At 37.2% G+C, this 22,830-nt stretch carries 13 protein-coding genes and 1 pseudogene; 6 read left to right on the top strand and 8 right to left on the bottom strand.

Annotated elements, in window-relative coordinates; all coding sequences use genetic code 11:
* Nucleotides 1-186 precede the first annotated feature (186 nt).
* From ACHA99_RS04740 to ACHA99_RS04730, 3 genes are read left to right on the top strand one after another with little or no spacing between them, the layout of a single operon-like run.
* Nucleotides 187-4,599: an RHS repeat domain-containing protein gene (locus tag ACHA99_RS04740; RefSeq protein WP_393941362.1), complete on the top strand. Its 4,413-nt coding sequence runs from the start codon at nt 187-189 to the stop codon at nt 4,597-4,599.
* Between the two features lie 23 nt (nt 4,600-4,622).
* Nucleotides 4,623-5,486: an RHS repeat-associated core domain-containing protein gene (locus ACHA99_RS04735; RefSeq protein ID WP_393941360.1), complete on the top strand. Its 864-nt coding sequence runs from the start codon at nt 4,623-4,625 to the stop codon at nt 5,484-5,486.
* 1 nt (nt 5,487) lies between these two features.
* Nucleotides 5,488-5,775 (top strand): hypothetical protein, encoded by a 288-nt coding sequence (locus ACHA99_RS04730; protein ID WP_310187288.1) that lies wholly within the window; start codon nt 5,488-5,490, stop codon nt 5,773-5,775.
* A 1,397-nt stretch (nt 5,776-7,172) separates the two neighbouring features.
* On the opposite strand, the gene ACHA99_RS04725 is transcribed toward ACHA99_RS04730, so the two are convergent.
* The 5 genes from ACHA99_RS04725 to ACHA99_RS04705 form a co-directional block, all read right to left on the bottom strand.
* Complete coding sequence (locus ACHA99_RS04725; RefSeq protein WP_219235984.1) at nt 7,173-7,397, bottom strand: bacteriocin-like peptide; 225 nt, start codon at nt 7,395-7,397, stop codon at nt 7,173-7,175.
* A gap of 363 nt (nt 7,398-7,760) precedes the next feature.
* Nucleotides 7,761-8,447 (bottom strand): signal peptidase I, encoded by a 687-nt coding sequence (gene lepB, locus ACHA99_RS04720; protein WP_219235986.1) that lies wholly within the window; start codon nt 8,445-8,447, stop codon nt 7,761-7,763.
* Between the two features lie 103 nt (nt 8,448-8,550).
* Nucleotides 8,551-8,736: a hypothetical protein gene (locus ACHA99_RS04715; protein WP_219235988.1), complete on the bottom strand. Its 186-nt coding sequence runs from the start codon at nt 8,734-8,736 to the stop codon at nt 8,551-8,553.
* Between the two features lie 193 nt (nt 8,737-8,929).
* The gene (locus tag ACHA99_RS04710) at nt 8,930-11,104 is read right to left on the bottom strand and encodes a peptidase domain-containing ABC transporter (RefSeq protein WP_393941356.1); all 2,175 of its coding nucleotides are present in this window, start codon (nt 11,102-11,104) and stop codon (nt 8,930-8,932) included.
* Nucleotides 11,104-12,351, bottom strand: coding sequence for an HlyD family efflux transporter periplasmic adaptor subunit (locus tag ACHA99_RS04705; RefSeq protein ID WP_219235991.1), 1,248 nt, complete (start codon nt 12,349-12,351; stop codon nt 11,104-11,106). Before ACHA99_RS04705 ends, ACHA99_RS04710 begins: the two co-directional genes overlap by 1 nt.
* Before the next feature lie 1,591 nt (nt 12,352-13,942).
* Here ACHA99_RS04705 and ACHA99_RS04700 point away from each other — a divergent pair.
* The 3 genes and pseudogenes from ACHA99_RS04700 to ACHA99_RS04690 form a co-directional block, all read left to right on the top strand.
* Nucleotides 13,943-14,869 carry a hypothetical protein gene (locus ACHA99_RS04700; RefSeq protein WP_393941354.1) on the top strand — a complete coding sequence of 309 codons (927 nt, stop codon included), beginning with the start codon at nt 13,943-13,945 and terminating at the stop codon, nt 14,867-14,869.
* A 347-nt stretch (nt 14,870-15,216) separates the two neighbouring features.
* Complete coding sequence (locus tag ACHA99_RS04695; protein WP_393941352.1) at nt 15,217-15,606, top strand: H-NS family nucleoid-associated regulatory protein; 390 nt, start codon at nt 15,217-15,219, stop codon at nt 15,604-15,606.
* Between the two features lie 292 nt (nt 15,607-15,898).
* Nucleotides 15,899-16,335, top strand: a pseudogene (locus ACHA99_RS04690) (IS5/IS1182 family transposase); the annotation flags it as partial.
* 69 nt (nt 16,336-16,404) lie between these two features.
* On the opposite strand, the gene ACHA99_RS04685 reads toward ACHA99_RS04690, so the two are convergent.
* Genes ACHA99_RS04685 through ACHA99_RS04675 form a run of 3 tightly spaced genes read right to left on the bottom strand, consistent with a single transcriptional unit; the run spans nt 16,405 to nt 21,910 of the window.
* A complete protein-coding gene (locus tag ACHA99_RS04685) occupies nt 16,405-16,824 on the bottom strand; it encodes a hypothetical protein (protein ID WP_393941350.1) in 420 nt (139 codons plus the stop codon).
* Nucleotides 16,811-17,662 (bottom strand): RHS repeat-associated core domain-containing protein, encoded by an 852-nt coding sequence (locus ACHA99_RS04680; RefSeq protein WP_393941348.1) that lies wholly within the window; start codon nt 17,660-17,662, stop codon nt 16,811-16,813. The genes ACHA99_RS04685 and ACHA99_RS04680 overlap by 14 nt, the downstream gene beginning before the upstream one ends.
* Before the next feature lie 21 nt (nt 17,663-17,683).
* On the bottom strand, nt 17,684-21,910 hold the full coding sequence (locus ACHA99_RS04675; RefSeq protein WP_393941346.1) for an RHS repeat domain-containing protein: 4,227 nt from the start codon (nt 21,908-21,910) through the stop codon (nt 17,684-17,686).
* Nucleotides 21,911-22,830: the final 920 nt, after the last annotated feature.

Here is a 22,830-nt window from a genome sequence, read left to right as displayed (position 1 = left end):
AAAATGCGTTTAATTATATTGACATTTGTTTGTTAAATGTTTTTAATTTGTTTCAATGCAACTTTAGATTTCCATATACGGTATGCTGGGTGTGCATTTTTACCGAACGACAGTGCTGTATATTATGGTTTTAAAATGTAAGACAAATTTTCACGTTACATATATCTATTTTTTGATTAGTAAAATTTGTATTTCCGTGAAATTGATGATTTATCTGAATTATCTGAATTATCTGAATTATCTGAATTATCTGAATTATCTGATTATCAAGGACGAGTTATGAATAGATTTTCTAGGTTAAATATAAAAATTATTTTTTTATTTTTTGTATTTGTAAATTCAGCTTATGCTGAGCATGATTTATATAAAGCGATTAACCCTGACGAGTACGAGAAATATGATGGGTTACAACTAGGAGATGATAACTCTGGTACATATGACCCTGCTACGGGGGCATTCACTTTTTCTGCTACTGATATAAGTATCCCTGGAAATTTTAATCTTCCAGTAGAGTTAAGACGTTGGATCCCCAATGATGATATGGATACTGGAGGGCCAGGAGATTGGAAATGGGATATCCCATTTATTCGTATGTATTACATGGATAGATCAGCCCGAGCATCCAATACTTCTGATTCACCAACTGGCGGCGTATATAATGGATACAACTGTACAGGTTCTTATCCTCAAGGGCAACATGGTTACCCTGTTGGAGGCAATTGGAATTATATAGAACCATCTGCATATTGGGATGGTAAATTGCTTCATATTCCAGGGGGGGCGACGGAAAAATTCCTTAATGGTAGTAAAGTTGACGATCCAGATTTTCACGATAAACAAATTACTAAGTCTGGTGCATATATCTCTGGCTGTACTGATGCCGGTAATGGTGAAGAAGGTGTGGTCGTAACAACAAGTAATGGAAATAAATATTTTTTTGAGCAGATTAAGAAATATGATTCAGGAACATACACTGGTGTAAATTTCAATCCCTGGGCAAAATTTACAAAAATTCTGATGGTTAAAAAGGTTGAGGATAGGTTTGGAAATTTCGTAGAATATCAATACGATTCGGTTGGAAATTTATCAAAGATACATTCTTCTGACTCAAGACAGATTGAAATTCATTATTCAAATGGAAAGGTTGAAAGGGCGGTTGCTAATGGAAAAACGTGGTGGTATAACCAAAAAGATAATACTTTTGAAGTCGTTCTTCCAGAGGGGAAAAAGTGGCAATATCCTAAAAGCTTGAATTTTTATAGTCCGACATTATCATTAAATTTAGCCAATAGACATCCTACTACGCGGGCTCATAGTGCTGGAGCATGCAACATAGATCCTAATCACCCTAATGCGCCTACCACTAAGACTATTATAACCCCTGATGGTTTGAAAATAAGCTATGACTTTAAAAGAATATATCATGGTCGAGCAAGTGTGGATGCGGATACATTGTTGGTAAGTGAAGTCGCTATTGGAGGTATAAACAATACAATCACGTCGCGTAATTTGGATTGTACTGTAAAAGTTAACTTAGTAAAGAGAGTCATCGAGGGGCCTTCAATTTCTCCTTTGACATGGTTTTATAATTACTCGCAAAATGCTGGTTTTTACAACAGAGCTGTAGATGCTAGAGTTCCTAGTACGGGTTTAATACCTGCAATTACCCCAAACACGTTATCTCTTCCAGTCGGTGGTTTTCCATCAAATATTACTGACACAAAGAACTTTAAAACGACGACCATTGTAGGTCCAGATTCTACAATAATACATTATATAGATAGATTATCGACAAGCTTTTCTGAGGGAAATGTTGCTGCAACTGACATTGTTGAAAATGGTTTTTTAACTAAAAGAACTTTGTTTGAGTATGCACAAGGTGCTAGATATGGTGAAACTTGGTATGAGGGGGGGAGTATATATTCTCCAAAAGATACGCTGAATAGGAACAGTATTGAGTACTTCGTTAATGTAAAATCTAAAGTAGATGTACTCTATGAAAAAAATGGTGTTTCTACCTCATATTCAATTGAATTTTTAAACTATGATAAATTTGGAAAGTACGGGATATCTAAAGAGTTTAATGATTTCTCTGACTCTATAAGTTATTCACGTCTATCATATTTAAACCTTACTGACTTCTGGTTGTTAAGCTTGCCTATAAGCAAGGAAATTTCTTTTGATGGTATAAATTGGATCCCCTTAAACAAGATAATATATCATCCAACATCAGGAGGTTATAAAGGGCTACCTTATATTAATTATAGATTTGGAAAGGTTTATAGCCGTAATGAAGAGTATTTTCCAGATGGGAATCTTAAACTAGTTAAATTTGAAGATTCAAATTTGTATCAGCTTTATGGTGATTACTATAGAGGACAGGCTAGAGAGATTACCATGCCTTGTGCAGCAGACAATGGTTGTGACCTGGCTAACAACAGTTCATCTAATACGATAATTGCTAGATTTGAGGTTAATCCTGATGGAAAGGTTGTTAGCTTAACTGACTTTGTAGGACATAAGCGTACTTATTCATACAATGAACTCGGCTGGTTAATAAAAATTGATTATGCTGATCCTAAATGGGCGGACAAAGTTATCAGTTATACTGTTGTTAATAGTGCTGGAGATGGGATAAGTGGCAGTGATGTTGCGGTCGGCAGCCTACGTCAGACAATTTCGCAAGGTAATTATGAAAAACGTATTTATCATGATGGTTTGCTGAGATCTATTTTGACTCAAGAACGTGACATATCTAATCCATCAACGACCAGATATCAGTCGTTTGCATACGACCATGATAATCGTCAAACATTAGCCAGTTTCCTAAGCGCTGATGCAAGTAACCGGATTGGAATGGAAACTGAATATGATGCTTTGGGACGAGTAATTACTCAGACTCGAACGAGCGATGGTAGCGTCAGTCGTCGTGAATATTTGTCAGGTAATAAAGTTGCTGTTACTGATGGAGAAAACAATACAACTACAACGACTTACCTTGCCTACGGTGAACCTTCATTTGATCATCCAACTTTAATAGAGGCACCAGATACAGATGATGTTGCAATTGATTATAACATATTTGGTCAAGTAACAAGTATTAGGCAAGGCAGTGTGACTGAAACACGAATTTACGATGCTTATCAACAATTGTGTAAGCAGGTGCGCCCTGAAACGGGGATTTCGGCATTTGGTTACAATGGACAACGCCAACAGATATGGCGTGCAGAAGGGACTAATGGCTCAACAACGGCTTGTGATGCAAGTGCTGTCCCTGCGACACACAAGGTATTATTGAGTTATGACAATTTAGGTCAGTTGAGAACCGAAAATTTTCCTGATACGACACCCGATAAAACCTATAGTTATGATGCCAATGGTAACTTGACCACTTTACTGGCTGGTTCAGTAAACTGGACCTATTTGTACAATAGTTTGAATACTCTCGAAAAAGAAACTCTTGCACTCGATGGCAAGGACTTTGTACTGGACTGGGAATATAACAACTTAGGCGGGCTGAGCTCTCTTAAATCTCCCTCTGGAGCAATAGTTGATTTTGCACCTAATGCACTGGGTCAAGCGACTAAGGCCGGTAGTTATGCCTCTGGGGTAAGTTATCATCCTAACGGACAGATTAAGCAATTCACGTATGGTAATGGGATTATCAGGAATGTTGCGTTAGACACGACAGGACGTATTGATGCACTGACTGATATCAAAGCTGGCTCAGTCAAAAATAGTCTCGACCCGAGTTATGACTATAACGACAATTTGGCCCGTCTAATCGATTGGGTGGACCGCAACAATGATGTGGATAATCTCACTTATGATGGGGTAGATAGGCTTAAGTCTGCTGATGGCAAATGGGGCGCAGGTAGTTACAACTACGATGGTCTAGGTAATGTCCTCAGCCGTAATCTAAATAATTCTACCATTAATTACAATTACAATACGACGCTCAATCGCTTAAACAACCTCACTGGTGCCTATGCCTACGGTTACCAATATGATACTCGCGGCAATGTGACTAATAACGGGCGCTATAGTCTTGATTATAACTTAGGCCAGCAAATGACAGCGGCTAAGGGGATTAGCTATGTCTACGATGGTAATAATAAACGAGTCAAACAAACTAAGACTGACGGCAGCCACTACACAGTTTATAGCCAAGGCGGACAGTTGTTATATCGTGAGGCTGCAAATGGGACGAAAACAGATAGTGTATATCTAGGGAAACAGTTAGTTGCTGAAGTTGATAATGCTTTATTTGTAGGTACTCCCCCAGTCATAAGTTTAAATGTTCAATGGGTATTATCTGGAAGTCCATGTCCTCCAAAGATGCAATGTCCCGAGGTTCTTAATACTTGGGTACATAAAGTTACTTGGAGTAGTGCAAATACCACTTCATGTTTAGGAACAGTAGATAAAAGTGTGAATGGTGTATATCGAGGTAGTGAGTCGTTATCTGGAATTAACGGTAACCATTTGTATGCAGGTGACGGCACTGTTTATCAGATAACATTGACATGCTCTGGAGATGGCGGTCAAAAGACGGTACAAGCAATTGCAAGTGGGATTGGTGGTGGGAGCGATATGTGATGAATGTAAACAAAGGATTAATAATGAAATTATGGACACAATTCATTTTGCTGCTAGTGGCATTAATCAGTATACCCAGCTATGCAGCGACAGTGCGATACCAGCATACCGATATGTTGGGCTCAGTGGTGTCCGAATCTGATGCATCAGGCAACATTATCAGCCGCAGCCACTTTGAGCCCTTCGGCAAGCGCATCGGAGGCGATAAAGAAGGAATTGGTTACACGGGACATCTGCAAGATAAAGACTTAGGCCTGACTTATATGCAGGCACGATACTATGATCCATTAATAGGGCGCTTTTATTCCAATGATCCTATTGGATTCAGGGATGTGCATTCATTTAATCGGTATGCGTATGGAAATAACAACCCGTATAAATACACCGACCCAGATGGAAAAGCGGCCGAAAGTTGGCTGAACAGGCCAGCAGGTGTAACTATTCAACAAAATCAGGATGCTTACACTGGTGCAGCAGCGATTGCGGCGGTTGTTTGGACTGCAGGAGCTGCTTCGTCTTCCCCACTTTTGGCTGTTACGCTTGAAACAGCGGAGGTTGCGACTATTGCAGCTAGTGATGGCCCTGTTGGATTGCCGACAAATTTGGGCCTCAAGGCGGGAACAATTCAAACTGTTGATCCTAAGACATTATCAACAAATAGAACTGGGTTGGATGCAGGTAGACTAAAAACCCAACAATCGCTAGTAGCTGATGGTGTGAAGAGGGATAGTATGATTACAGTTGACACCGCAGGTAAAGTTATCGATGGAAATCACGGCGTTAAGGCGTCAAGTCAATTTGTGGGAGAAAAGGTGGATGTGAAAGTTATTGATATGCCAGATCCTGCACCTGGAGAACGGTTTGTAAAAGATTTGGAGGTTCATTAGTATGGTATGCCCAGATTATGTAGCAGAACATTTACTAAATATAATTGAGCGTGGTGTTATCAACTCTAGGTATTTTTCGGAAAATAATGATATTAAAAAAGTGTTTATTGAGACTAATCATATTCATAATTTGCCGTCTTTGATGAAAAATTTCTCAGTTAAATTGCTGGAACATTATTTAACCGTTGAGGCCGAAGAATATAAAAGATGTATGACCTCATCTTCAGTTGCTGTTTTAGAAGAAGACTGGGAGGGACTCAAAAATTATTTAAAAATGCATAAAGGGTGATACTGGGCATCCAAACCTTTTAGCCCTGCCTAGCTTTTGTAGTATGTGAAGAGTGGCCAGCTTTCTGCGGAACACTGGCCAACTTTTTTCGTAATGGTGGCCAATCTGTTTCGGAATCGTGGATGCGTTAGGGCGGAATATACATTTGTATATTCCGTCTTTTTTGACCAGCTTTCCGATTTTGTTTGGCCAGAAGTGTCAAAACAATCTGGCCAGCTTTCCGTGTATGATTGGCCACTTGGTTAGTGCCTTATGCTCACTTGTTGATGTTTGGCTAGGTAGCAATTAATTACCTCAATGAGTTCATTACAAATTTCAATCTGAAACTCACGAATTAGAGCTTGGAATCTAGCTAGCTTTTGTCCCAAAGTGAGCTACTTACTCTTCTGTCATGCTATTGCGTTTTCTCTGCTGATTAGAGAAACATTAAAGACTAATAGATATGTGACTATTTATGCACATTGTGCTGCATAAGCTTAGTTTAAGACAAGTTTGTCACTATAATGTGCAAAACACGTCGATTAAGCGCTAAAACACTCAGAAATCGCACTTTAATACATATTAAAGTGCATTTTTTACCGTTTAACATAATTGCTATGTATTGGTAAAATGAGCCTGTTACTGTAAATTATTTATACATTACTTACAGACAGAGTAGTGCAGCTTAAATTTTTACTGAAAAATTTAAATTTATGACTTTATATTGAATGATTATTTCATAAGCATTTGAACGAATCTATACTCGCTCATTCCTGTAGCGTCAGAATGGCTGATGCATGATTAATAATGAAATTCTTAATCATGATAAATCTGTCTTTCATTAAAGCTTTATGCGCAATTAATAAATGTAATGCAACAAAATTAATTGGCTATTATAAGTTAAAAATAATAAAAGCCCGCCCCCCAATAGAGTCGATTGCGAAAATGAATAATATTGTAAAAATACATAAGCTCTACTAAAAAGATGCCCCCTACGTTTGGGTGGGCTAAGTTTTTAGTCGTCGTATATTAGCACCTTTTTTCTATTTTACCCAACTAAACTGTGTCTAGGAAGTTAGTGGTGATTCAATGGTGGCTAAACAAAAACTTATAATGAAAATTACAAATGATAACCACATTAATTTTTCATGTTTCAAGTTTTTTATTGACTCGTCCAGTTCTTTAATGTTTCTAGAAAGCAACAAGTTTTTATTTTTAAATAAGAAATAAAAAAATACAGCTCCTGAAAATAAAGTTGCGCTAAGGAATTTATCACTGCTTGAAAGATATATTCCCAAGATGAGTGTTATGCATATAAATGAAATAATGATAAAGTTGACTGTTTTAATTTTCATATTATACCTAAAATTAACAACATTACTTGCGCCACAGGATGTCAGTGGCGCACATAAAATTGATTATTTACTGCCTAATAATTGTCTAGAAATTACAGTTCCTACCCCCCATCCTGCACCAAATGCAAAGCCTAAACAACCGCCAATGATCCCTCCTCGTGTTGCGCCGATTGAACTTCCTGTCATTACGGCTCCACTAACCGTTCCCGCCGCAGCCCCCCAATTAAAACCAGTTAATGCATCACCACCATTAATCTGCTCAATCTCATTCATTGTTAATTCTTGCATAATGATTTCCTTCCATTACAATTTCATAGTTATGTTTGCTAAGTCGGTCTAACCGCTTAGCGGCTTTCCAAAGGCTCGGTTTCCGGCAAAAGTTACCGAGCCTTTGTTTTAACCTGCTAAATGAAGATGTTAATCGGCATCTAACAGTCTAAAAAATCCTAGGCCCTATATTAAGTCCTACTTAAGATGCTGACTGGACTTGTAGAATTAGTCATTGGACTTTGCTTACCTTAGATGCATCCTTACCAATTAAAACAATTCTAGTTGTCTACTTAACGATTCCCTGTCTATGTATAAAGCAATTTGAAGTGAATGTTAATTCATATTTATAAATTTTAATTTAATGTTGGCTTTAGTTTTTACTTATAAATATACGACTTTTGAATCCGTAGATATTTTATATTGCGCCATTCCATCTACATTATCTATACTCACGGTGCCAAAGTATCTAGAATCATAACTATCGAATTTATTATCCCCTAAAAGATAAATTTCGCCATTTTTAATCAATATGTTTTCTTTATGAAGACACTCAGAAATTGGCTTTGGATTTTTATAAAATGTAATTTCATTAATGTAGACTTCAAAATCACAAACAAAAACAGCATCACCAGGAATAGCTGCAATTCTTTTTCCAACAGTAATAAAACTTGAGTCATCAGGTGATGGAATATTTTTCACTCTGACTATTTTATTTCTTTCAATATTCTTCCCTGTTTTATACATGATATAATCGGAGATGTTTATAGTGGGTGACATAGATGAACTTATAACACCAATCACTACATATCCTAATATAATTGCAGAGAAATTCTTAATAAAATAAAACCATATAAAAAATATTGCTAAAAAAGATGGTAGAATAAAAAAAATCTTTTCTCCTGAAAAATAACACAAAAAAACAATAAACAAAAAAGATGTAAGAGGAAGTGATTTAATATAAAAATCCATCAATTCAAAACTCGATGGCAATTGAAATAATCTAATTAATATAGTGTTTAAAGCAAAGTAGAAAGCCAATAACACTATAGTTGATGATTTTTTATACATTACTATAAGCCTATATAATATTCAGTCCCAATATTTTTGCGTAGAAATTATAAAAAATCGTATTTAAACCCGCCTTGTTTAAGGCGGGTTAATAAATAATATTCTAGTCTATTCTATCGCAAGTCGGAAAAAAATCAGTCCCACCTGTTTGATAGCCATATCCAGCTCCCATATTATGATCGCTTATAACGTTAAGGTAAGCATGCCAAACTGCACCGCCGCTAACCTCTAATAGCTGAGCAGTTGTTAGAGTTTCGATTTTTTTGTTTTCTTCAGAATTAATTTGCATAATGATTTCCTTTCATTAGAATTTTAACGTTATGTTTGCTAAGTCGGTTTATCCTTATTAGCGGCTTTCCAAAGGCTCGGTTTCCGGCAAAAGTTACCTGGCCTTTGTTTTAACCTGCTAAATGACTATGTCAATGTCATCTAACAGTCTAAAATGCTTGTCTTTTCTATCTTAAGTCATTCTCTGGGCATTACTATGCCGGCTGGGCTTGCTGTAATTCTTCTGCACTCATCATTTTCCCTTGGTGCATTAAGACCACTCTATCTGCCTGTTTAATAGTTTCTGGTCTATGGGCAATGATGATGCGAGTCATGCTCAGTGCTTTTATCTGCTCACTGATTTTTGCTTCATTCATAATGTCCAGATGACTTGTTGCTTCATCCATAAACAAAATCGAGGGAGACTGATATAAGGCTCTCGCAAGCAATAAGCGCTGCACTTGCCCACCGGAAAATTGGTTACCCATATCGCCCACTAAACTGTTATATCCCATTGGCATACGTGCAATATCCATATCTATCGCTGCATGCTGCGCGCATTGTTGCATCTTCACGTAATTAGGCTCTGGGTCAAAAAAAGTAAGATTGTCAGCAATTGAGCCTGATAGCAGGGTATCGTCCTGCATAACGGCTGCGATTTGTTGCCTATACTGGGTTAAGCCAATATGGTTTATATCTTGTCCATCAAGCAAAACACGTCCATTCGTTGGTATTAACAAGCCCAGCATTAACTTCACTAAGGTGGTCTTGCCGCAGCCAGAAGCCCCTACAATAGCTACCGATTCACCGGCCTGAATATCAAGGCTAAGGTTACTAATCACTTCAGGTTCATTCATTCCGTAACTAAAGCTGACATTCTCTAAACTTAAGCGTCCTTTAACGATGTTGAGCTGTGTAAAACTCTCTTGATGCGCCTCTTGTTCATGAAGAGCGATATCAGAAATACGGTCAAGGTGTAATCGCAACATACGAAACATAATTAACTGTTCAATTAAGCTTGCCACTCGATCAGTCATTTGATTTTTGTAAGCAATAAAGGCTAATACCATGCCGATGGTGAGGCCACCGCTCATGACAATCATTGCCGCCAAGTAAATCACAATGATATTTTCAATACCGAACAACAGTTTATTCATCGCATCGAAGCTGATTTTTAGCCTACCTAAACGAATATCTGCGTTAATGACTTCACTGTAACGATTTTGCCAAATACCTTGTCTCGCACTTTCACAGGTAAACAACTTAATTGTTTGAATGCCCCTGATATTTTCTAAAAAATTACTTTGCTCCTTAGCTTGAGCTTGAATCGACTCTTCGGTGGCTCTATGCAATGGGCGATATAATGCAAAACGCATCAAGGTGTATAATGCCACAGCAGCTATAACGACAAGTGTCAGTTTTACGCTGTAAATAAGCATCATTACCAAAACCGCAATTGACATCACACCATCAACAACCGTTTCAACTAGACCCGTCGTTAGCCGTTCTCGCACTTGTGCCAGCGAGCCAAAACGAGACACTAAATCACCAATATGACGCTTTTCAAAATAGCTCATGGGTAAGCGCAGGAGGTGGCGCAGTAAATTTACCCCCATTTGCATATTCAGTAGACTCGATACTCTCAACACTAACCAGCTACGCACACTGGTGGTAAATACATTAATGGCCACCAGTAGGCTAAACCCAATTGCCAGTACAATAAGCAAAGGCTGGTCTTGGCTTACTAATACCTCATCAACCACCCATTGCATGTAATAAGGTGTGACTAAAGCAAATACTTGTAGCAGTACTGACAGCACAAATAGCGTAACTAATGCAGCATTTACACCGCTGATTTTGGTCCACAATTGGCTTAAGCGCATTTGTTGGCGCTCATCTTGCTTTACAAATGCCTTCGTCGGTGTCAGTTCAAGCGCAATGCCCGTAAAATGCTTGGCAAACTCTTGTAGCGATAAAGTGCGCTTGCCAACAGCGGGATCATTTACGCTGATGTTCTTCTTGGTTACACCTGTCAGTACAACAAAGTGGTTCATATCCCAGTGAAGGACACAAGGTAAAGCTAATTTACCTATTTCTTCAAGCGGACATTTCAGCGCTCGGCTTGAAAGGCCAATGGAATCACCTAGCGCAATTAACTGCTGTAAATTCATCCCTTTTAAATTAGCGGTGAAGCGCTTGCGTAACGCCCCCATGTCTAACTTGTGACCGTTGAAGCTTGCTATCATCGCCATACAGGCAAGGCCGCATTCAGCCATTTCAGCTTGTAAAATAAGTGGCACACGCTTATTGCCAGAGAACTCAAGTAAGTCAACGGGACTATTGCTCTCGCTTGCCATCAAGGCGGCATGTTTGTCAGTTGCAATTGTCATTAACTCACCCTTCCACGCAGGCTGTAAATTGGGTCAAGTAGCCAATCGAGCAACGTGCGCCTGTCCAGAACGATGTCAGCCTCTAAGAGCATGCCGCTTTTAAGGGGGAATGCTTCACCATAAGCCTGCATATCTTGCGCGGATAAGGTTGTCCTTATGCGGTAAACAGGCTCTAATAACTTAACGGGTAAATCGGCTTCGCCATCGAGTAGTAGCGCTTTATCTACGCGCAATACTTCACTGTGCAGAAAACCAAACCGTTGATAAGGAAATGCATCAAAGCGCAATCTAGCCTCATCACCCTGTTTAACAAACCCCGCACTTCTTGTTGGTAGTAATAACTCTGCTACCAATGAAGAGCCCTTTGGGATAATGCTCATTAATGGACGATTACTTGCAATAAACTCGCCCTCAACAACACTTACTGCCGCCACAGTACCTGATTCTTGAGCGATTATAACAAATTTGTAACTATTCTCCGCTTCATTTAATTGTCTTTGAATATCAGATTGGCGCTTATGAACATCTGACTGTTTTAAATTAAATTGGAACGGTAAGCTCACTAATTCAGAGTGAGTTTGATTTAACTCGCGGTCAATCGATATTTTGTTCGACTCTAAGTTTTCTACTTCTTGCTTTACTTCAATTAATTTTGATAATTGAAGCTGATAATCAAGCTCTGATAAATAACCATCTTTGTAGAGCTTGTCGTGTTGTGTTTTCTGTGCAACTTGTATGTTTAATTTTTCTGCTAACAACTGTTTTTGTCTAGATAATACCTTCATCGATTCTGATAAGTCAGACAACCTTTTTTCTAGCCTAAGAGTCTCGGCTGCATTCAGCTCTATGTTGTTATCTAATTCTTGATTTAAAATACTTTGCTGTTGTTTTAACTCACTTATCAGTGTTTCGCTTAACTCAAAACCAGATGCCATGCTGCTTCTTATTATGACGGTGACTAATGGGTCGCCTGCATTGACATCACTACCTTCCTTTACGTGCAAGATATCCACATTGCCACTGCGATTAGCGTAGGTTTTTATCACACCCTTGTCAGGCACTAAATATCCGCGAACCGTTTCCTTGCGAGCGTAATGTGAAAAATATAAAAATAAAATAATCGCAGTAACTATTAATAATATAGATAGGGATACGGTATATATAGAAAGAGGTTGAGCTAAAGATATATCTCCATAAAGCCGTTGTTTTTGTTCGTCTACAACCTGCTGACGAAATAGATTTGACATAAGTTCCCTTTAACATTGCATCATTTTGGCTTGAATAATTAGCAGTTGCAATGGTAATGGTGTTACCTGTTGCTTATTTGAAACACATTAGTTTCAAATGTATCAAATTGAAATAATACTTTAGTGCCAATTCTTTTTATGACTTAAATTTATTGATATCCAATAATAAAGAAATGTATTTCGCGGCCATGTTGTTTTTTTATTGTGATCAAGTTGTTTTTGATTTTATTTTGTTTTGTTGCGGTTATTGTTTTTTTTGATTTTTATTTTATCATTTAATTGTGTTTTCGTTGGTGGCTTCTGCTTTGTGTTGTGGCACATTGAATCTGGCCCTTTAGTAAGAAGCTTAGACTTTACTCATCTCAATTTAGGAACTCTACAAATTCAAAGCTGTTAAGCGATACTTTATTCTGAGTTCAGTCTGAGTTGATTTTAAGAGTGAAACATTAAAATTTGATGGGTATGTGACTATTTATGCATATTATGCTGCATAAACTGAGTTTGAGAGAAGTTTGTCACGATAATGCGCAAAGTACGTCGATTAAACGCTAAAACACTCAGAAATTGCACTTTAACTATTATTAAATGCAGTTTGTTTAGAGTTGATGATATGTACGGTATTTTCACATAACATATATCAAGTTGGCCAATTTTTTCGGTCACAGTAATATTAAAATAGTACGGACTTTAGAAGGGACGTATCACTTTTCATAAAAGAGTGCCTTTCTGTATTTATTGTCAAAAATGGAGTTTTGATATATACGTCACATATGTAATTTGTCATAAATCAATAGATAAATGGTATTGGAAGTCATGAAAAAACAAAAAATCATTAACACTTAAGGAAATATTTTCAAAGGTTCTAAACTTTAACATTTATAACCTTAAACAATACGTTCGACCACTAGTGTTATTGATAGTGTTAATTATTTCAGTCTATCTAGTATTCCTTATTGGACGAGAAATAAAAACTGTCTACGATCACTACAAACACGAACAAAATAGAGATAAGGCTCTCGTTCGAGCTATCTCTAATCATCGAGGTACTTTGCAGTGTATAGAGTTAGCAGGCAAAAAAGGACTAGAGTTTAGTAGCCTTGAGCATCGAATAGAGTTTAGTAAGTGCTTTTACAAGTATCAATATAAAGTTGAACCTTCACTAAATGAGATAGAGATTATAAAAATTCATGAGGAGGCGAATATGGCCTATACACCTCCTTATTGGTTTTCCCCTAAATCACCAGTACCAACGAAGTGTGTGGATAAACCAAACAATTTAGAATGTAAGTAGCATATTCAAGATAAGTAAATGAACCACAATAACCTAATCTAACTCAAGGGGAAATTAGAGTGTCGCAGTTATTATCTGAATTCTGGCTTTATTAGCAAGTACTATTAAATTAACCAACTAAGATGCTGTATATATCATAAGACCTAGGTTTATCTATACCAAAAATCTGTAACAAACATTAGAGCATAATGAGTTTACATTTTGAGCTAAAACAATTAAAGTCAATAGGTTAACAATCTAACTAAATAGTTAAGTATCATAAAAACTGCATCTAATATCAGTATGCTTATAGAGAATAATATGGATTGGTTTGAGTTTTTTCCATCTTTCATGTCTGCAGTTGCTTCAGTAGCAGCAGCAATTACAGCTTTTGTTTCATTACGTATAAGTAAGCGATCAACTTCAATAGCAGAGTCAACTGCTCTAGCTGTTCATCATAATTCTGCATCTTTAGAGTACACAAAAGTAGTTGAAAATTTGAGTATTACAACAAGAGAATTGTCTGATTTTAGCTATAGTATGTGGGTAAATTGGGCAAGTGAACTAGAAGCCAAAGATAACTATAACTTAGGGGGCTGTAACCCAAGACCGTTACGTCACGTTCTCTCTAATGGTAGTGAAATGTTAGCAAATCATAGCTTTAATAATAACTCTTGGGGAGGCACACCTCGCCGCACCATACTTTCTGTGATAAGACATGGAATTGGTAGCTTAAGTGAAAGTGAATATCAAAAACTATTAAACAAAGCAGATGGTGCATATCATGATTTTGAAGGCGTATTTGGTATTCCTTCCAAGTCATCAGCAATAACATCTTCTCCAGCATTTCGTTGGGTTTGTTATCAATTAATCAAACGAGTTAAAGTCAAAGATTGGAAATTGGTTTGGCACGAAGCATGGGACGAAAACGGATGGTTATCTAGATATCAAACGATGTTCATAAAAATTAAACCAATGCTTCAAGATGCTCAAACAGTATTAAAATCAGAAAAATCTAAGTTAGCTCATACCTCATTCCCGATTAGCTATAATCCGGATCTTTGTGCAAAATACGATGAAATTCTAGAAGTACTAGATTATCTATTAGAAGATTGTAATGGAGAACTTCTAGAGGTTTATAAAAATTACCCGTTTAATGAAGATTTAAGTCAGTTAGTGTTGTGTTCATTGGCAACTGCATACTTTACATATATGCAATTGAACACTATTTATAAAATTAATTATTGAGTTCTATATAAAATCACTAAACTTAAGAGCTATTTAAAAAATCTATTTTGAATAACTCTTTTAAAATTTTTTAGTTGACTATTATTGAGCGATCTTGATTTGGAGTAAAATGTTCATTTTTATCTATATCAAGCTAATATAGACATAAATATGACTACTTATGCACTGTATTTTGCATAAAATCAGTTTTACTTCAAATCAGCAGAAGTACATACAGATACTTAGATTAAGCGCTAAAACACGCTAAAAGTGCACTTTAATAACTATTAAATGGAATCTCTTTGTGTATTCATTACAAATTGAAAATCAGCTATATTGTTGCGATACAAACTTATTAGGGAAATACAATGTCTGAATTTTTAGAGATTTTAACACATGCTCGTCGTTTAAAAGCTTCTGTTAAAGAGTTATCTGTTGCAGAACTAAAAGATGTGTACGAAAAGTTAGGGAAGATCGTTGCTGAAAGAGAAGAAGAAGCGAATGCTGAAGCAGAAGCAAATGCTGAGCGTATCGCTAAAATTGCAGAACTCCAGAAGATGATTGAGTCAGCTGGTTTGTCACTTGATGATCTTGGCGGTGTTACTGCTAAAGTAAAAAGCGCAAGAGCACCACGCCCAGCTAAATATTCAATTGTAGTTGAGTGCGAAACCGTCACTTGGACAGGGCAAGGTAGAATGCCAACTGTTTTCAAACAACAAATTGAAAATGGCCGTTCAATCGAAGACTTTTTGATCTAAATTCCTCGTCTATAACAGAACAGACTGATGATAGTCTGTTCTGCCCTAAAGCCTGTTTTATAGTTCAAAATGTAAATAGGATGAATCATAATTTAGCTATAGAAAAGTTAATGTGAAAGGACCTCGTTCAACCCTAGAAGTTATGCATGTCCCATCTTTTTTATCTTGCCTCAGAGAGGCTATCTTGCGACTTTTGATGACTCTAATGCAAGTCATTTTAGCCAGAGCGGGTTGGAGGTAAATCGAAAGTGCATTATGTTGTTGATCAAAATGAATGGCAGGATTTATTTACCTGTCGACCTTGCTCAATCCTTTACGGCGAAAATAGCTCAGGTATCGGCAGATGGGGCTAATAATATAAAGGGTTGTTATCAATTACTGCGACGTAAAGGCTGCAAAGATACCATCCCACCACGCTCAAATGCGGGGTTATGGGAAAAGGGGCATTCGAGCGATGAAGCGGTTGAAGTACTGAAAGCGGGTCAGCTGAAACAATGGAAAATCGATAACGGCTATCACCAGTGCTTTCTAACAGAGACAGCCATGAGCCGATATAAACAGTTGAATAGTCCAATGCTAAGTTTGCGTGATTACAATGCACAAGTTTCAGAGGCATTGGCCGGTGTAAAGGCGAAGAACAAAGTCGTTAGACTGGGTAAGCCCGTTCACAAGCAAGTTGCTCAATCGGGCAGAAGCCTTGGAATGATTACGTTCTATGAAATGATTTAATCAACAGCTCCAACAAAAAGCCCCTACCATTACCAGAAATGGTAGGGGTTTAAAGTCATTTTTATTATGTCAATACAAGCAATTCTCTTTGACTTTAACTATACTAAATCTTCTTAAATCCTCGGTTTCAACCTGCATATCAATATTCCAATGTACTTTGTAATCCAGTTTACCATCTTGATTTAACAACATTCTTTCAGGGTTAAAACTAGCAACACTATCAATATAAATATTTGATGTGGTCTCGCTGCCTAAGCCAAGCTGAAAACAGCTCAAATCAACGTAATTCTTCACTGAAGCCTGTGGTGTCAATGCAATTTTTCCGTAAATGACTGAATAATTAGCATTTGTATCTTTTTCAACTTTTGATAAGACTACAGACACTTTTACTTCTTTAGATTCAAAGTAAATTTCTGACATATCATTAGCTTCTCCACACCCATTAAGCATGAATGCAATTGCATATAAAAGTAGATTAATTTTCTTCATTTTTACCCATTATTACAGAATCTGGATTCTCTTTTACTTCTTTAATCCAACTGTTAGGTTTAACCGTCGTAGCTGGATTAGAAACAGATATTCCAGCACCTGAATTGTTAACCACATTAACAGCGGCATCAGTGCAGTTGTTGCTATAGATATTGTATTTAACTTCTCCAGAATTATGAGCAGACATACTACTTTCGGCACTTGATGAAATTTGAGCATCTTGCTCACTCGTAGTTGATATTCTTAGCCCATCAGTTGGAACACTGTCAGCACTTATTTGTTGGATTGAAACTCCAGCAGACGCATCCTGCCCTATTAGAAAACCTAGATTACCGCCACTAGCAGTTTCGCCCGCTGCACCTTGGTTAAAGGCGTTCCAATCACCTTTTCCGTCTTGGAAGTATAAAGATGTATGGCCGTTTCCACCGGCTGCATTAGGGGTAACCGCAAACACAACGTCATTTCCGTCGGGATCAACGTATTTATACGGATTGTTGTTGGCGTAGGCATACCGATTAAAGCTATGCACATCCCTGAATCCAACAGGATCATTCGCGTAGAAGCGACCAATAAGTGGATCATAGTATCGTGCCTGCATATACGTTAAACCTAAGTCTTTATCATGTTGATGTCCAGTATATCCAATACCATCTTTGTCGCCGCCCATGCGTTTACCAAAGGGTTCATACTGGCTGCGGCTGGTAATATTACCCGACTCATCAGATTCAGATATAACTGAACCTAGCATATCAGTGTGCTGATATCGCACAATACTAGCCATGAGATTAAAAGAAGCTATATAAATTAAACAAAAAAATATCAAGCTTTTATATTTCATATTTCCCCCTAACTAATAGATCTACAAGCTATAATTCGCAGTTATAGTTTGATTAGAATTTGTTAGACATGTCATGGTTACATTTAATGTAAAATACTGTCCTAAATTCAAGCTGCCAGACGTGCCTGATATTTCTGTCGTACCATTAATTGTTGTTCCTATTAAACGTTGAACTTTCCCTGTACATGAACTGACATTCAGAGTTATCCAACTAAATCCTTTTTTATCTTGTGTGCAGCTTAGTTTAGTTTTGCTCGAACCAGGAATAGGTACTTGTCTACATACTTTTGGAGGATTAGCTCTCTCAAACTTTATATAATGACTTTCTGCATTGTCAACCTCTGCGACTAACTGCTTCCCTAGATAGATATTATCTGTTTTCGTCCCATTCGCAGCTTCACGATGCAATAACTGCCCAGCTTGACTGTATACAGAATAATGTAAACCATCTGCTTTAGTTTGTTTAACCCTTCGATTATGACCATCATAGACATAGCTAATCCCTTTAGCTGAAGTCATTTGCTGACCAAGGTTATAGCTAATATCATAACGACCATTGCTAATAGTATTGCCTCTTTTGTCATATTTGTAGCTATATGCATATGCGCCACTAATATTATTTAATTGATTAAGATCGTTGTAGTGGTATTTTATTTTTGAGTTGCTTATGTTGCGAAGGGTAATATTTCCAAGACCATCATATGTATAACGAGCAGCACTCCATCTCCCATCGGCAGATATAAGACGATTCATGCCATCATATGCCATATTGTCGATTTCATTAAGACTATCTACATTATCAATCGAACTTACTAAATTGTCATTGTAATTATAACTTAGCTCAAGGCTATTCTTGACAGAGCCTGCTTTGATATCAGTCAGCGCATCAATACGCCCTGTCGTGTCTAACGCAATATTCCTGATAATGCCATTACCATACGTGAATTGCTTAATCTGTCCGTTGGGATGGTAACTTACCCCAGAAGCATAACTTCCGGCCTTAGTCGCCTGCCCCAGTGCATTAGGTGCAAAATCAACTATTCCTCCGGAAGGGTATTTAATCGAGCTCAGTCCCCCTAGATTGTTATACTCCAAGTCCAGTACAAAGTTCTTGTCATCGAGTGCGAGAGTTTCTTTTTCGATAGTATTCAAGCTAGTGTACAAATACGTCCAGTTTACTGAACCAGCCAGTAAAGAGATCAAGTTACCATTACCATCATAGCTATAGGTTTTATCGGGCGTCGTATCGGGAAAGTTTTCGGTTCTCAACTGACCTAAGTTGTCATAACTCAATAATACCTTTTGTGTCGCAGGGACTGCACTTGCATCACAAGCTGTTGTTGAGCCGTTAGTCCCTTCTGCACGCCATATCTGTTGGCGCTGTTCATTGTAACCAAATGCCGAAATCCCCGTTTCAGGACGCACCCGCTTACACAATTGTTGATAAGTATCATAAATTCGCGTTTCAGTCACATTACCTTGCTTAATGCTTGTCATTTGGCCAAATACATTATAATCAATTGCAACATCATCCGTATCAGGTGCCTCGATTAAAGTCGGTTTATCAAATGAGGGTTCACCGTAGGCAAGGTAAGTTGTTGTGGTTGTATTGTTTTCTCCATCAGTAACGACAACTTTATTACCTGAAAGATATTCACGACGACTGACGCTACCATCGCTCGTTCGAGTCTGAGTAATTACTCGTCCCAAAGCATCATATTCAGTTTCCATTCCAATCCGGTTACTTGCATCGGAACTTGGGAAACTGGCTAATGTTTGACGATTATCATGGTCATATGCAAGCGATTGATATCTGGCCGTTGATGGGGTGGATATATCACGCTCCTGTGTCAAAACAGGCCTCAACATACCATCATGATAAACCCGTTTTTCGTAATTCCCTTGTGAAATAGTCTGACGCAGGCTACCGAGAGCAACATCACTGCCACTAATTCCATCTCCTAGACTAGTAACAACAGCATAACTGATGACTTTGTCAGCCCACTTAGGGTCTGCATAGTCAATCTTTGTTAACCAACCAATGCGGTTATACGTGTAAGACGCATTATTGCCATTAAAGTCTGTGACACTTTTAGTGGTACCATCAGAATTAACTTCTAGTAAAGCAACGATGGTGTTTGATGTACTGCCGTTTGCAGTGTTACAACCATTAGTTATTGCACAGGGAAGAGTTATTTTTTGCGCTTTTCCACGGTAGTAGTTTTCTTGCTTTGTATATTTATTAGAGCCTGCATAATTAGTTAAAAAAATATTGCCATCTGAATGATATGTAAAGTTTTTTAATGACTTTCCATGCATTAACTCCTCTGCGACCAGAGGTATGTTTTTTGGACCTACTTCTTTATATATATAACTAGTAGTCGATGTGTTGTTGTCACCATCAGAAATCTTGATATTTGAAACCTGATTAAGGTGCCAGTTTTTAACGTCATGGAAATAATCTGTTTGTGTGTTCCTCTCTAAATTTAAAGGGTCGTATTTCGTCACACTTATAATACCATCAAATTGGTTGTATAAAAATTTAGAGAAGTAAGTGGTTTGATCTTCAATAATTTTAGTATTTTTAATTAATGGACTGTATATTAACAAATCCTTGCTCTTGGAATAATCTTTTGGAATTCCTTTATGACGAGTCCGTTCATATTCATACATAACTGTTCTACTTGGTTCTTTTGCATTGCGATTGTACACTTCAGTAGCCAAAATACTCCCGAAAAGATATGTATTTGACGCTCTGTTAATAAAATGCTTTACAAAAGAACCATCAGGATTATTTATTGTCAATGTTTTAGTGTGTTGAGGGTTAACACCATTTGGCACAGAGCCTGTTAAATAACTACCTGATGGACCTGCTCCATCCTCTATATCAAAAGCACCCAATGTATTAGAATAATCATAAGACCATACGTAACTGTCATTATTCGATGTGATTGACTTACTCATTAGTGCAAAAGTATAATGACATCTTTTTTCTGGGAAAATTACTTTTCTCGCTTCTATATTAGAGACATCACTCCTAATGTATTTATAAGTTAGCTTCATTTCTAAACCGTATGGGTTCTTAATTATCATAGGTTTCAGTCGAGACTCATCGGGGGCAAAAGCTCTGTCACAAGTGTACCTTCCTGATGAGTCTCCAACCCAATCAACATCTGTCGAATGTAGGTCATATGTCCACGTTTTCCCATCAGGCTGAGTCACTAACAGATTATTACGTAATTTTAAATCCCAAGTGTCTGTACTTGTGTTGATATATTTCCAAATACGGCCTGAAGAGTGAAGAACTGTATCACTTCCAGCTCTGGTTACGCTTAACTCTCTATTGTCACTGCTAATAATTCTTTTTAATGATAAATGGTTATACGTATCTCTCTCAATATCCGTTATCTGAGTATGGTCATATTCATATTTTACCCAATTACCAAACTTATCCTCAATCTTACTAACAAATAATGAATATTCTGCATATTTCATTTCGTAGGGGTCGATGGGTTTACGGAAAAAATACATACTTGTTGTAGCGTGGCCAAGAAAATAGCTCACACTTGGTAATCCATCTTCCCGTTTTATTGTGCTAAGAAAACTACCTATTTGATCAAAATAATATATTATTCCTTCAGGAGAAATGGCTTTGAAACCATCAACCCCATTTTCTGAAGAAAAACATTCAAATTTCCAATTTGATTTTGTTATATATTTTGCCGAAGAATATGAACTATTAGTTTCGTCAGGTATTAGCAGCTCTTCATCACTTATCCTTCCGGGCACACTTAGTTTTTTTTGAGAAAAAGCATAAGTATTATTCAGTCCTTGCATTGCTGTATTCGACGTTCTATCTGCTGATTGCTCGCCACCACGACAATATTGACCAATTTTCCACGATAGGGGTAAATTGCTATGACTCCCTTTTGTATAGCCATGCGATGCCTTTCCATAACTTAACCATATTCTAGGCACATCCTCTTGCCAACCATGAACGATTGGGAAATTCACGTTATATTTAAGCCTATAACTCACTTCAATTGGAAAATTCCCAGGGATATCTCCATCTTTACGCGAAAAACTCATGGTACCTGATGATACATCAAAGTGATCACCAAAATCCCCATTGATATTTAATTTATCATTACTTAATGTTTTGACCTGATCTGTTATTGATGCTTCATCCGCTTCAGAAAACAAACTAACAAACACCACCATGAAAAATAAAACTCTTATAAAATCCATATTTATTGCACCTCCATACTTCAATTTAACGCGCCGCACCATAATACATTCATCATAATGCAACCATCACCAAAATCATAAAATTCACGAATTCAAGATTATATTTATCATAAAATAATAATTACAGTGCAACGCCCTCAGTAAATTACCGCACGAAGTCTTTAATACTTGGGAATCGTTGTCTTCATATAACATGCTATTAACACCTCCATTAAGGCGAACAATCTTTATTGTTTAAATTTTTCGCTACTTTAACTCTAATTAATTTGAAACTAAAGAGTATTTACAATTTAGTGATATTATCAATTTACAGTACTAAATACTGCAGTTAATGATATTGGGGGTTTTATTTCCTTAGGAAACAAAACCCTTAAAATTGTTCAAATATTAAACTACATGGTTTGTTTCAGGCATACTGTAGTGGTATCGTGAATTTGGCCATTAAGTAAGAAGCTTAGACTTTAATCATGGCAATTAAGGAGCTCTACAAATACAAAGCTGTTAAGCGATACTTTGTTCTGAGTTCAGTCTGACTTGATTTTAAGAGTGAAACATTAAAGACATGATAGATGTGTGACTATTTATGCACATTTTCTACATAAATCGAGTTTGAGACAAGTTTGTCACGATAATGCGCAAAACACATCGATTAAGCGCTAAAACTCGCGAGAACTGCACTTTAATGATAATTAAAATGCAAAACTGAAGAGAGAGAGCAGTATGATAATTGTTGCTTGCAGTGTAATGGCCAAATTGTTTGGTCACTACAGTGGCCACTGTAACGGTGGCGATTCGTTTCTGTAAAGTAAGGTCAGAGAATAGATTTGGAAAATGTGCATACGCATTTTCCCGGATGGTTTATTTGAGAAAAAACTGATAGATTCTTTGCAATACAATCGTTAAATAATGCGTGTTAATAA

Origin of the sequence: Shewanella sp. S23-S33, assembly GCF_043359565.1 — a bacterium.
Lineage (GTDB): Bacteria > Pseudomonadota > Gammaproteobacteria > Enterobacterales > Shewanellaceae > Shewanella > Shewanella oncorhynchi.
The sequence above is the reverse complement of the archived record's forward strand: the minus strand, read 5'-3'. Positions and strand labels throughout refer to the sequence as shown.

What these genes read in the sequence shown, in the direction of transcription:
- ACHA99_RS04680 (WP_393941348.1), bottom strand. Translation starts at nt 17,662, where the DNA reads ATGAAATATAAAAGCTTGATATTTTTTTGTTTAATTTATATAGCTTCT.
- ACHA99_RS04725 (WP_219235984.1), bottom strand. Translation starts at nt 7,397, where the DNA reads ATGCAAGAATTAACAATGAATGAGATTGAGCAGATTAATGGTGGTGAT.
- ACHA99_RS04685 (WP_393941350.1), bottom strand. Translation starts at nt 16,824, where the DNA reads ATGAAGAAAATTAATCTACTTTTATATGCAATTGCATTCATGCTTAAT.
- ACHA99_RS04675 (WP_393941346.1), bottom strand. Translation starts at nt 21,910, where the DNA reads ATGGATTTTATAAGAGTTTTATTTTTCATGGTGGTGTTTGTTAGTTTG.
- ACHA99_RS04700 (WP_393941354.1), top strand. Translation starts at nt 13,943, where the DNA reads ATGGATTGGTTTGAGTTTTTTCCATCTTTCATGTCTGCAGTTGCTTCA.
- ACHA99_RS04735 (WP_393941360.1), top strand. Translation starts at nt 4,623, where the DNA reads ATGAAATTATGGACACAATTCATTTTGCTGCTAGTGGCATTAATCAGT.
- ACHA99_RS04710 (WP_393941356.1), bottom strand. Translation starts at nt 11,104, where the DNA reads ATGACAATTGCAACTGACAAACATGCCGCCTTGATGGCAAGCGAGAGC.
- ACHA99_RS04705 (WP_219235991.1), bottom strand. Translation starts at nt 12,351, where the DNA reads ATGTCAAATCTATTTCGTCAGCAGGTTGTAGACGAACAAAAACAACGG.
- ACHA99_RS04715 (WP_219235988.1), bottom strand. Translation starts at nt 8,736, where the DNA reads ATGCAAATTAATTCTGAAGAAAACAAAAAAATCGAAACTCTAACAACT.
- ACHA99_RS04730 (WP_310187288.1), top strand. Translation starts at nt 5,488, where the DNA reads ATGGTATGCCCAGATTATGTAGCAGAACATTTACTAAATATAATTGAG.
- ACHA99_RS04695 (WP_393941352.1), top strand. Translation starts at nt 15,217, where the DNA reads ATGTCTGAATTTTTAGAGATTTTAACACATGCTCGTCGTTTAAAAGCT.
- lepB (WP_219235986.1), bottom strand. Translation starts at nt 8,447, where the DNA reads ATGTATAAAAAATCATCAACTATAGTGTTATTGGCTTTCTACTTTGCT.